The organism is Pedobacter sp. MC2016-14, from assembly GCF_020991475.1.
In the GTDB taxonomy this organism is placed as follows: Bacteria; Bacteroidota; Bacteroidia; order Sphingobacteriales; family Sphingobacteriaceae; genus Pedobacter.
Map to the genome: position 1 here is coordinate 1,755,772 of NZ_JAJMPA010000001.1, position 12,029 is coordinate 1,767,800.

At 39.2% G+C, this 12,029-nt stretch carries 12 protein-coding genes; 8 read left to right on the plus strand and 4 right to left on the minus strand.

Going from position 1 to position 12,029, the window contains the following annotated elements:
• Positions 1–3 precede the first annotated feature (3 nt).
• From LPB86_RS07425 to LPB86_RS07435, 3 genes are all read left to right on the plus strand, one after another.
• Positions 4–717 carry a hypothetical protein gene (locus LPB86_RS07425; protein ID WP_230642128.1) on the plus strand — a complete coding sequence of 238 codons (714 nt, stop codon included), beginning with the start codon at positions 4–6 and terminating at the stop codon, positions 715–717.
• Between the two features lies 1 nt (position 718).
• Entirely contained in the window at positions 719–1,165 is a 447-nt protein-coding gene (locus LPB86_RS07430; RefSeq protein WP_230642129.1) for a DUF4304 domain-containing protein, read from the plus strand.
• Between the two features lie 282 nt (positions 1,166–1,447).
• Positions 1,448–1,708 (plus strand): immunity 26/phosphotriesterase HocA family protein, encoded by a 261-nt coding sequence (locus LPB86_RS07435; protein WP_230642130.1) that lies wholly within the window; start codon positions 1,448–1,450, stop codon positions 1,706–1,708.
• A 423-nt stretch (positions 1,709–2,131) separates the two neighbouring features.
• Here LPB86_RS07435 and mgrA read toward each other — a convergent pair whose 3' ends face one another.
• Together mgrA and LPB86_RS07445 are read right to left on the minus strand one after the other, a co-directional pair.
• Entirely contained in the window at positions 2,132–3,124 is a 993-nt protein-coding gene (mgrA, locus tag LPB86_RS07440) for an L-glyceraldehyde 3-phosphate reductase (protein ID WP_230642131.1), read from the minus strand.
• Positions 3,125–3,234: 110 nt separating this feature from the next.
• The gene (locus LPB86_RS07445; protein ID WP_230642132.1) at positions 3,235–4,359 is read right to left on the minus strand and encodes an aldo/keto reductase; all 1,125 of its coding nucleotides are present in this window, start codon (positions 4,357–4,359) and stop codon (positions 3,235–3,237) included.
• 45 nt (positions 4,360–4,404) lie between these two features.
• Here LPB86_RS07445 and LPB86_RS07450 point away from each other — a divergent pair, with 45 nt between their 5' ends.
• Positions 4,405–4,782 carry a molybdopterin-dependent oxidoreductase gene (locus tag LPB86_RS07450; protein WP_230642133.1) on the plus strand — a complete coding sequence of 126 codons (378 nt, stop codon included), beginning with the start codon at positions 4,405–4,407 and terminating at the stop codon, positions 4,780–4,782.
• On the opposite strand, the gene LPB86_RS07455 is transcribed toward LPB86_RS07450, so the two are convergent.
• Positions 4,779–5,432: a DUF2625 family protein gene (locus LPB86_RS07455; RefSeq protein WP_230642134.1), complete on the minus strand. Its 654-nt coding sequence runs from the start codon at positions 5,430–5,432 to the stop codon at positions 4,779–4,781. The two genes, LPB86_RS07450 and LPB86_RS07455, sit on opposite strands and share 4 nt — an antisense overlap.
• A gap of 152 nt (positions 5,433–5,584) precedes the next feature.
• Positions 5,585–6,007: a DUF2846 domain-containing protein gene (locus tag LPB86_RS07460; RefSeq protein ID WP_230642135.1), complete on the minus strand. Its 423-nt coding sequence runs from the start codon at positions 6,005–6,007 to the stop codon at positions 5,585–5,587.
• 80 nt (positions 6,008–6,087) lie between these two features.
• Between LPB86_RS07460 and LPB86_RS07465 the strand changes: the two genes are divergently transcribed.
• Genes LPB86_RS07465 through LPB86_RS07480 form a run of 4 tightly spaced genes read left to right on the plus strand, consistent with a single transcriptional unit; the run spans position 6,088 to position 12,009 of the window.
• Entirely contained in the window at positions 6,088–6,774 is a 687-nt protein-coding gene (locus LPB86_RS07465) for a hypothetical protein (RefSeq protein ID WP_230642136.1), read from the plus strand.
• 55 nt (positions 6,775–6,829) lie between these two features.
• Positions 6,830–7,393 carry an RNA polymerase sigma factor gene (locus LPB86_RS07470; RefSeq protein WP_230642137.1) on the plus strand — a complete coding sequence of 188 codons (564 nt, stop codon included), beginning with the start codon at positions 6,830–6,832 and terminating at the stop codon, positions 7,391–7,393.
• Positions 7,365–8,459, plus strand: coding sequence for a FecR family protein (locus LPB86_RS07475; RefSeq protein WP_230642138.1), 1,095 nt, complete (start codon positions 7,365–7,367; stop codon positions 8,457–8,459). The genes LPB86_RS07470 and LPB86_RS07475 overlap by 29 nt, the downstream gene beginning before the upstream one ends.
• A 16-nt stretch (positions 8,460–8,475) precedes the next feature.
• Positions 8,476–12,009 carry a SusC/RagA family TonB-linked outer membrane protein gene (locus LPB86_RS07480; RefSeq protein ID WP_230642139.1) on the plus strand — a complete coding sequence of 1,178 codons (3,534 nt, stop codon included), beginning with the start codon at positions 8,476–8,478 and terminating at the stop codon, positions 12,007–12,009.
• Positions 12,010–12,029 lie beyond the last annotated feature (20 nt).

Genomic DNA, 12,029 nt, shown 5'->3' on the forward strand with positions numbered 1-12,029 from the left:
CATTTGAATCTTATAAATGGATGGGGAGAAGTTACACCATGGGGATATAAGACCGCATTCGCTAATTTGGTGGAGCAAGGAGGAAAGCAGGTAGTTCGGGGATATACATTACCAGGCGTGAACATCAACGAAATGAAGAGTAATCGAAATTGGTTGATAGACAGACAGCGGGAATTATGGGGTGATGATGCTTACAACAATGGATATATCGCACATCAGTATGGGGATATAAGCAAGGTTTATGTACGGAATATAGCGGATGAAATCCAGGAGAGTTTGGATATGGTCGGTTTATTGCCTGGAGTGGGAGAGTTTGCTGATGGTACAAGCGGGTTAATCTCTTTAGGAAGGGGTAATTATCAAGCTGCGGGGTTGAGTTTTGCAGCGATGGTACCTTTTGCAGGATGGGCGGCTACGGGCGGGAAGTATACGTTGAAATATACTAAGTCTAGTTTGAAAATGGGGCAAAAAATGCATAAGGCTTACAAGGCTGAGTTGCATAACCCAGCTGCTAAAATGTTTAAAGAATATGTTTTGCCGAGTGGAAAAAGAATTGATTTTTTAGATGCAGCTAATGGAATTATCTATGAACTGAAACCATTTAATCCGCGCGGTATTAAAGCTGGAAAAAATCAGCTTAATTTGTACATGAAAGAGTTAGAATCCATGCCAAGGTTCCAAGGCATAGAATGGAAAAAAGTTTTAGATACTTATTGATATGGATAGCAAAGAGTTTAAAGAGTTGTTTTTTGACACGGGAAAAAAATACGGCTTGAACAAAAAATTCGCCGGTTTATTTATTGAGAGTACAGAATGTATATTTGTGACGTACTTGCAGAAATCTAGTTATGGAAATTATTACCAGATGATAATAAAGATTTATGTGCAAGGTATGTTTGGTAGAACATATGTTTCTAACAAAGAATTGGTGAAAACAGATATAGGCGACGTTCAGACTGGTGAACCTAAGGAATATAGGAGGATTTTTGACTTTGATGTTTTTCTAGATGATGCAGAGCGCATAGAAAAATTGAATAGATTATTTGAAGAATTCATTTTGCCGTTTGCAAAGAGATCCTTGACAAAACAAGGATTAAGGCAACTAGCGAAAAATGGTGATATAAGTTTATTGCCCGCGGTTGAAAAGGAACTAGCGGTTTTGTAACAGCTGTCTTAATAATCATCCAAGAGCGATCAAAGCGGGCAAAAAACAGTTAGCCAAGAAACCCAGCTGTAAGATTTGCGGAACACAGAGCAGGTGCTGGAGCTAAATCTTTATTAGATTTTGATGTGATAAAAGGCGCCACAAATCTTACAAAAGAGCAGGCAAGAGTAATGGAGCAAAACCTAATAAACTAGTATGGCTTACCTAATTTATATAATAAAATTAATTCTATTGCACCATCCAAATGGCCTCTTTTTGGAATTACGCCTTAAAGAATAATGTATGGCAAAAAAACTAAAAACAAAAATAGGAGATATATTTTCTGTGCCTATAAAAGAAACAGAAAAAAGGTATATGCAGTTAATCGCATTTGACTTATTGCAGTTGAATAGTGACGTTGTCAGATGTTTTAGCCGAATTTATTCAATTGGAGATAGTCCCAATATGGAAGAAATAATAAATAACAATGTCTTGTTTTATGCTCATTGCGCTACAGATTTTGGTTTAAAATTAATTTGTGGACAAAGGTTGGGAATAGCTTAAATATTGGATATCCTGAAAATATATTATTTCGAAGTACAAATGATTATGCTCGAAAAGTCGGAGACGAGCCAATCAAAAATCCGATAATTGGTATATTTGGCATATAACTGATAAAGACTTTACTCAGGTCGGAAAATTAGAGGAGGAAAAGAGGAATAGTTTTATTGGACTCGTATTTAATCCACGGAATTTTAGAACTTGTAAAAGGGAAAGAGTATCCTCTTAATTATCCGGCCTTTGAATAAATGTAGTTGCCGCTAAGGGGGGACTTACAAATCCACAGTTAGTTCAGAAGTCTGCAACATTAGCTGAAAGAGCAATTGGAGGTAAAGGAGGCGTTGCGGGTACTGCAAAACATCAATACGCTAATGCACTCTTAAATCGTTATCAAAGTATTTACGGAAGTAGGGTTTTATTGGTTAATCAACCGAGTATTTCTTCAATTTTTTGCAACTCTTCTGTACTGAATACATAATTGTCCAAACATCTTAAGGAGTCCATTAACTGTGCTGGTTTACTGGCACCAATGAGAACCGAAGTAACCCTTTCGTCTTTTAGCAACCAGGACAATGCCATTTGTGCCAGGCTCTGTCCGCGGGCTAATGCAAGGTTATTTAGTGCTTTAATTTGCTGCAAACGTTGCTCGGTGATGTTATTTTCTGTTAAAAAACCAACTCCTTTGGCCACCCTGGAATCTGAAGGCACGCCAGCTAAATATTTGTCGGTCAACAAACCCTGTGCAAGTGGAGAAAAGGGAATGCAGCCAACGCCGTTACGCTCTAATACGTCTAATAAACCTTCATTTTCTACCCAACGCTCAAACATCGAATATTTGGGTTGGTGGATTAAGCATGGCGTTCCCAGATCTCTTAATATCTTGAAAGCTTCAGCCGCTTCTTTTGGTTTGTAGTTGGAGATGCCCACGTATAATGCCTTACCCTGTCTAACAATGAGGTCAAGCGCCGCCATGGTTTCTTCCAGTGGTGTTTCAGGATCTGGACGGTGATGATAAAATATATCAACATAATCTAGTCCCATGCGTTTTAAGCTTTGATTGATGCTGGCAACCAAATTCTTTTTTGAACCCCATTCCCCATATGGCCCATCCCACATGTGGTATCCCGCTTTAGTTGAAATGATCAACTCGTCGCGATAGCCTGAAAAATCTTCCTTTAGGATCCGACCGAAATTGATCTCCGCGGAACCTGGAGGTGGCCCATAGTTATTCGCTAAGTCAAAATGAGTGATACCCTGATCAAAAGCGGTATGTAGGATGGATCGATAGTTTTGCATCAAGTCTACATCTCCGAAGTTATGCCAAAGACCAAGTGATAAAGCCGAAAGTTTAAGGCCGCTTTTACCGCATCGGCGATAAAGCATATTGGAATATCTGTCTGAAGAAGGTGTGTGGGACATCTTTTTAAAATTTCGGGTAAATTAAAACAAATACTCGGATACCTTGAAAAAACTTTTAAGCAATGCACTCTAGTCTAATAGATTGATCTTTGCAATACTAAGTAACATCCTTAGGTTTTCGGAATAGGCGCATTTGCCGCAATCAACTTTTCTTTTTTAAGTTCCGCCCAGAAGTCAGCCGGTATAACAGTGGAAAAAGAAGCGGCATTTTCTGTTGCCTGCTCTACGGTATGAGCTCCAGGAATAACTCCGGATACAACATCCGGTGCTGCACAAAATTGCAAGGCCGCCGTTCGCAGATCTACCTTATGCCTGTCTGCTACTTTTTTTAGTGCAGCCAGTTTTTCTTTAACACCGGTTGGAAAATCACCTCCGTAAAGGTAACGGTCTTTTCCCGATAGAAAGCCCGCACATAGTGGAGCGCCAACTACAATTGAGATGTCTTTTTCTGCTGCTTTAGGAAACACTTTATTCAGGTCATCTACATGATGAATTAATGAATACTGACATGCGGAAAGAAATATGTCAGGATCTGCAACTTCCATCGCTTTTAATATGGGTTCTACAGTATTAACGCCAAATCCCCATGCTTTTATCAAGCCCTCTTCCCTCATTTTAGTTAATTCTGGCATGGCACCTTTCTGCGCAATCTCAAAATATTTTAGCCAATCCTGCTTCATATCCCCATTATCTGGCGACAAATCGTGGATATAAACGATGTCAATCGAGGATACGCCCAGTCGCTGTAAACTGTCCTCCACACTGCGGCGCACGCCCGAGGCCGTATAATCATATTTATAACCAAAGTTCATCTTTCCTTTCCAGATAGCTTGGGTTACATCAAAGTTTTCCTTAGGGTCAAGAATTCTGCCCACCTTAGTTGATAAGGTATATTCGTCAGCAGGCTTATCTTTAAGGAACAATCCCAATCTTCTTTCGCTAGTGCCTAATCCGTACCATGGTGAGGTGTCATAATATCTTACACCCGCATTCCAGGCAGCTTCTACCGCCTGCAAGCATTCTATATTTGGATTTTCATGAAAGCCATTACCTATTGCCACACCGCCAAAGCCAGATTTGTATTTAGGCCGGAAGCGTTTGTGCGACTTCGCATTTTCGAAATTATTCATAGTATCTGAAATTGAAATTGCTGAAACATCGGTTACTATTCCTGGCAGAAATGCCATTCCGAGTGATGCCAGCGAAGTTTGTGAAATGAATCGTCTCCTATCCATAGTTGTTTTACAAACGTGTAATGGCTACTTTTTGTTTTTTTTAGTGTGTCTGAAGAATGGAAGGCGCTGTCTGATAACAGATTTAAAGACTATAAGCTAAAAGTAGGTGGACTGGTTGAAAATCCTGTTGAATTGTCAGTTGACGATCTTCGTGCACTGAATAAGGAAGAAAATATCACGATGCACCATTGCATACAGGGATGGTCTGGTATTGCGGAATGTGGAGGTATACCAATTAAAGCGCTCGTGGAGTTAGTTAAACCTCATGCATCAGTTACTACAGTAGTCTTTTATTCTTTTGGTGAAGGATTATACGGAGGCACCTATTATGATACGCATACCCTTGAAAATTGTTTAAAGCCCGGATCAATATTAACTTATGAAATGATACATAATCATTATACAATGCCTTTAAATAGTTAATTAACTTTTTTTAAAGCCTTTTTTCTTTCTATTTCCTGTAGCAGCAGAAAATATTTCTGTTCTACCGGAATTGTTTTTTTGATGTCTTTTTCAATGTTTCCTCCCTGAGGCTTCCATAAGAATGGTAGGAAAAGATATACTTCATCCGCACTCAGCTTTTGTACATCTTGTCGCCAGGTTTTCCATCTTAAACCTTTGTAGAATTTATCAAGGTCGCCAGCAAAACAAAACTTCAGAAAGCCTTCGTAATCAGTCTCTAAGGATTTGTAAATTAGGTCTTTGGGTGAGCAATAATGAACCTTTCCGGAATCGGTCGGGATTCCCCCATCATTGAGGACATAAATTCCGCCAAGTGCATCGTCTGCTATGAGCGTTAATTTTTTTCCAGTAGTCTTATTGTTATTCCATTGGGTTAAGTTTCGCTTCATCGCACTATGCCCAGATCCCAGGATTCTAATCCAGCCGTTGTCAATGAGTATTCCACCTGTATAGTATACAACGGCCCCGATTGCTGATTGGGTACTCTGTTGTAATTGAGTAATTACACGTCGCGAATCAGCTGGGGTTGCTGGCAGTATATTCACCGCATTTGTAGCAGTTTCGCTTAATAACTTAATAGATGGCCAGGCCGAATTTATACTATCTATCAAATTAGCTGTTGTTCTGGTTGGTATTTGGCCGAATGCGCAGGTAGCGCAGAACATTACGACTATAAATATTCTTAAGGTCCTCATACTTGAAATAATCTGTGCAGCTTTAGAAGCTGCCGGCATGTTAGCAAAGTACGCAAAGGTTAAACAGCTTACTTCTTATCTTCGGAAGGGAGGCATTTGGCGGTAGCAGCCACTCTTTTTAATAATTCCTGTGCAGAAGATTCAACAGATTCCTGTAAATATACATCAGATGCGTTTACAACAACGAGATAGTTCGTTTTGTCAGCAGCTACCGTGATTTTTAAAGGTCTTGATTTTTTATGGCTGCTCAATCCTGTGTTTTGTACAGAAACAGTATGTTCGCCAGGTGTAACATTATGAGTAGAATATCTTTTGTTCTTTAGGTTACATACCAATTCATCATCAATATAAACTTTGTAAGCTACCATAGAACCAATACTATTAGTGGAGCGGATGAAACAAATTTTTCCTGTCTCCTGGGGTTTAAACGCGGTTAATAAGAAAATGGCACAAGTTGTAAGGATTAAGCCGAATAGGATTTTTAGTTTCATAATATAGATTGCTTTGTTTAATTTAAAGTTACTGTTTATTGATAAAATTCAAAAAAAAATATAATTTTATCAGAAAAATCATGAAAAAGGTCATTTTACTAAGCGTTTTTAATCTATTCATATTTACGGCATTTGCTCAAAAATCTGTTGTACTTGCAGCCTTTAGTAAATATGGTATCGATACGTCTATTTTAAGCCCCAAAGCCAAAGCGCGTCCGGAAAACTATAGCTTCGATTATAAATATACCACGATAGCCGGAAACAAGGAAACAGTGACCGTGGCTAAATTTGATCCTTCAAAGCCAGAAAATCAGCACTGGACGGTGATCTCTGTAAAAGGCAAAGCACCAAGCGCAGGGGATGTAAAGACCTTTCTCAAAAATCATGGGAAATCTCCCACCCTGGTTAAAACGGATAATCAAACTTACAGGATAGATCAGGAAACGAAGGATCTGTTGGTTATTAGCTACAAGCAAGATCCGGCTTCGCTTACTGCTGATGCTTCCTTTATGAAGGATTGCAGACTTTATATGACCATCAACATTAAAACCAAAAGACTGGAAAAACTGCAGTCTCTAAACGAGAAACCTTTAAAAATTAAAATTTTCAATGCAGAAAAACTGGATCTTGTTGTTAAGTACCAGTATGATGACAATCAGCAACGCTATTTCCCGATAAGCGAAGATCTAAATCTAATGGTTAAATTTCTGGGACAGCTTTCGCCAATGGAGACCATTTCCGAATACTCCAACTATAAAAAGATGTAAATAATTTAGTGAGAAATCACAATTACAGTAGTATCTCCCGGATAACAACCTATAGATGAAAACAAGTCAAACCGAATCTGAACTTTGGAGGTTATTTTGTGCCGGGAACGAACAATCATTTATTGAGCTATACGAAAAATATTACAATACATTTTTTGTCTGGGGTTGTAAATGGCTTGGAGGCGAACACGAATTTGTTAAGGATCAACTTCACGATTTTTTTATTTACATATGGGAGCGTAGAACTAAGCTCTCTCTGGACATTAATGTTAAAGCCTATCTTTTAACCTCTTTCCGTCGGCAATTGATTTATCAATGGAATAGGTCTAAAAAATTTGAATCTACTTCTGAATTGGTTGATTCGCCAGAAATGGACGAATCGGAATTGTTGGAAGCTGAAGCAATAACCGAACAATTTTCCCGGCTGGAGAAGGCCTTAACCTTACTTAGCCCTGCGCAGAGGGAGGTTGTGGAGCTCCGGTTTCTGCAGAACAAGTCTTTACAGGAGATCGCAGATTTAAAAAATACTACACTCCGCACTACCTATAATTTACTCCATCGAGGCATGAGTAGGTTGCGTGCGGAAATAAATGAAAAAAAATTTTTGTGGCTGTGGTAAATTCAATAGGGTTTGTTCTCTGTATAAAAAAGAGCAAGCCATTATGGAGTTTAATTCTACTGAAGATTTCCTTGAAAATCAATCTTTCATCAATTACTGTCTTAAGGTAAATAAGCAAGATGTTGACTTCTGGACAGATTATGCAGCTAAGCATCCAGATAAATTACATTTCATAGAAGAAGCAACAGGTCTTATTAATGATCTGCAATTGTTGCTCATGGCAGAAAAGTTAAAACCACAAGCCGTTTCCAAATTGCGTACACAGTTAGCCTCTGGCAGAAGAAGGCTCCGCATTAGTATAGGAAGATCTATTGCCGCCGCAGCGGCAGTTTTGTTGATCGTAGCCGCTGCCATTTTTATGTTTTATCCATCACAATACCATGTCAGCACACCAGAACTGGCTAAATTCTCTGTACACAGATACTTTTTTCAGGCCGGGGCTAAGGAGCGCAAATCTGTTAATTTATGGGATGGTAGTTTTGTTATCCTGGATAAAGGCGCTAAATTAATTGTTGATCCAACCTTTGGGAAGTCTGACAGAAAGCTATATTTATCTGGTACTGCTTATTTCAAAGTAGCCAAAGATAAAGCTCATCCATTTAAGGTTTATACTGGACAATATGTAACCACAGCGCTAGGTACTGCATTTAGGTTGCAGGCAAACAACATCCTTAGAAAACTTAAAGTAGAATTAGAGGAAGGTAAAGTTTCCATTGAAAAGAAAAATGGACGTTCCTGGAGCCTGATCACAACTTTAAACCCAAATGAAAGCATAAGCCTCGGCAATGATGTGTTCCGTCCAATGAATAGGAGGTTCTCTGATGTAGACTTGAACAGATGGAAAGTTCAGGAGGTTATTTTCCAAAATGCACCAATTAAGGAGGTGCTTCTACAACTGGAAATTTATTATAATGTATCGATTACCGTTGAGAATGGTGCTGTTGTAAAAGACACTTTCAATGGGAAATTTAAACACGATTCTCTTCAGTCTGTAATGGAAATGCTGTGTTTTTCCATCAACAAAAAATTCAAATTTATCGATAAAAACCACATAACAATTTACTAAGCCAACCAAAAATTTTATGATTTTTAACAACCCAGAACGGATTTCACGTTTTTATAATACCATAAGCAGGAGACTTCTGCTGATTTGTCTGGTTTCCGTATTTTCCTTAAACACATCCGGCCAGGTCAAAAAGCAAATTCTATTTGATCAGGAACCTATTTCAACAGCCTTCACTAAGCTGGAGAAGGAATTTAATTCAAGATTTTATTATTCTTCAGGAGTGATAGATAAAAAGGAAAAAGTTAGCATGCCCGCTAAGCAGCGTACATTGAATGAAATCCTTGCTTATTTAAGCGACAACTACGGATTCTTATTCAAAGCATCCGGAAATATGATTGCTGTCAGTAAAAAAGCAGTGCCACTTCCGTCCGGTAATATCCCAACCAAAAACTTAAAGGAAGTTAAAGGACGTGCCGGATTAGCTGAGATTAGCCACATCGTTTATGTTGCGGGCATCACCATCCGTGAACAAGGTACCAGCAACTCTGCAATCACCGACAATCAGGGCAACTTTAGGATCAATACCACTTCAGTAGCACCCAAACTCCTGATCAGTTACATAGGTTATCAAAGTAGCGAAATTGAGGTGAGCGGCAATGCAGTTGTGAGTGTCAATTTGATTGAAGATGCCAATACTTTAGACGAGGTGACTGTGGTATCAAATGGGTATCAGACCCTGGCTAAAAAAAATGCCACCGGTAGTTATGCTACCATTTCTTCGGCAGATATTGAGCGTAGGAGCAGTCAAACGCTTGACCGCATCTTAGAAGGATCAATTCCTGGTCTATCTGTTTACAATGGGTTCCGATCAGTAAGCGGCACAAGAACACAGGTTGGTTCAGACATCCAAGTGAGGGGAGGAAGTGCTATTCAGAGTGAGCGAAATACACCTTTAATTATTGTAGATGGTTTTCCAGTAAACCAGCTGCCAGATAATTTTAATGATGTAGAGAAAATTGATGTACTGAAAGATGCTGCGGCTTCAGCCATCTGGGGAGCAAGGGCAGCAAATGGAGTGATCGTGATTACCACCAAACGTGGTAAACAGGGTGATTTAAAAATAGACTTTTCTACGAACTTATATTTTACACAGAAAAATGATTTTGGAGCGCTTAGAAAGGCCAGTTCTGCCGACATGATCAGCGTAGATAACGAAATCTTTAAAAAAGGGTATTTCAACTCCTCTTTTTTTCAAACTGGTACCAGTGGATTTTCTCCTTCTTTTGATTACATCATGCAAAACGAACAGGGGTTGATTACGAACAATGTCCTTAAACAACGTCAAGACTCTCTTTCAGGTTTGTCTAACCTTCAGCAAAACAAAGATCTTTTAATGCGTATTGGCGTACGGCAAAATTATTATTTGTCGCTTGCCGGTGGGGCGGTTAAATACCGGTTTGTGTTTTCCGGCTCTTACGACAATAGTAAATCGAACTTTATAGGAGATGAGTCAAGTAACATACAGGTGAACATGCGTAACGATTACGAAATAACACGCTGGTTGCATATGGTTGGAGACATCAATGCCGTTTTCAATAATCAAAATATTGGAACAGATTTAAGGTCGCAACTTTATGGGCTTGCCCCCTATCAAATGCAGGTGGATGCTGCCGGAAATTATGTGTACAGTTACAATTCCTTCAACAGAAATACCAATTCAACCTTAATGGCCAAGGGCTATTACGACAACGGCATGAATTTATTACAGGATGCAAGGCTGGCAGATAATGAAAGTAGCACCTTTGGTTTAAGGGCAAAACTGGGATTAGAGGCCACGCTGGCTAAAGGCCTCACCTTTAATACTTATTTTCTATACGATAAGATGAAAATATCCAATCATAAATTGCTGAACGAAAATTCCTATACAGCGAGGTCCTTGTTAAATCAATATGCCAGCCTGGATGCAAACGGAAAAGCATTTTTTAACCTTCCAAAAGGTAATTACCTGGATATTGCAGAAACTACAAATGACAATACATCGCTGAGGTCGCAATTCAATTATTCTAATTTGTTTGGCAGTAAACACTTCCTTAATTTTAGTGCTGGTGCAGAGGTTAAACAGTACTTAACTAATGGCCTTACAAATCGTAAGTTCAATTATATAGACGACCTGCAATCCTGGTCCCCAATTAACCAGGTTGTGCTTCTAAATGGTGTAATTGGTCAAAGTGGATCTAGTAGAATATATGACGTTGCGCAGTATGATCAATTTAGTTATAAAAATACGAGGGAAGTGTCTTCTTATGCTACAGGTACATATACTTACGATGACAAATATACTTTACAGGCCAGTTTACGTTTTGATGAGTCTAATCTGTTTGGCGTAGATCCAAAATATAGACGAACACCTTTATGGTCTTTAGGCGCATCCTGGGACATTACTAAAGAAAAGTTTTTCCAAGTTGATTTTATTAATTTGTTAAAACTTAGGGCCACAGTAGGCTTGACCGGGAACTACGATCCTTCGACCACACCATTGCTGGTTGCTACCAGGGCTTTTCAAACAGCTACTTCAGATTACCGTGCAAGAATTAGTACTGATAATCCTTATAACCCAATGTTAAGATGGGAAAGGACAAAGACGTATAATATGGGAACAGACATCGCATTTTTGAGCAATAGGTTTCAGTTGAGTGTGGATTTGTATAAAAAGCATGGTTATGATTTGTTGGGTACACAATTGTTAGACCCCACTATAGGATTTACTTCAACAAAGGTAAATGGAGCCCGTATGATAAATACAGGGTTAGAAACGGCCTTTACCGGCATGGTGTTAAAGGGGGGAGGCTTTTCCTGGACAAGTACTTTAAATTTTGCATACAACACCAATAAGATCACTGAAAATAGAATCGCAGAAAGCAACCCCGTGACTGGACGCGTAACAGGAACCGTTCCATATTACGTAGCAGGAAATCAAAGAGAAAGTCTATGGAGCTACCAGTGGGCAGGTTTAAGCAGTCAGGGCGATCCGCAAGTTTACGATGGAAATGGCAATAAGGTATTGGTGCCCGTTTTAGGTTCATTGATCAACAGCGGTTCCTACAGGCCTAAATATACGGGTGGCTTTACGAATATTTTTAATTATAAAGGTGCTTTTGCGAGTGCGATCCTGATTTACAATTTTGGAGGCGTATTCCGACGTGAAATGCCTACCATGAACGGCTACAACTGGAGCCCGGTGATTAATTATCAGGTGGCAAACCGTTGGAAAGCAGCAGGTGATGAAGCGAATACAGATATTCCAGCTTTCCAGTCTTCACCAACATTATCCTATGACGGACGCGATCGTGCGGCCATGTATTCTAGTAATAGCGTTGAAAGCAGCAATTTTGTGCGCTTGCGCGAAGTACAGCTTGGATATAAAATTCCAGGCAGCGTGTTAGAAAAAACGCCTGTCAAGAGTTTGTCCCTTTCTATGCAGATGAATAACGTCGCACTCTGGACAAAAAATAAATATGGAATAGATCCAGAAGCTATTGATCCACAAACTGGCGCTTATTATCTGCCAGCACCCAAAATTACAACCATAAGCCTGCGTGCAGGTTTTTAATTTATCATCATTTAAAATGA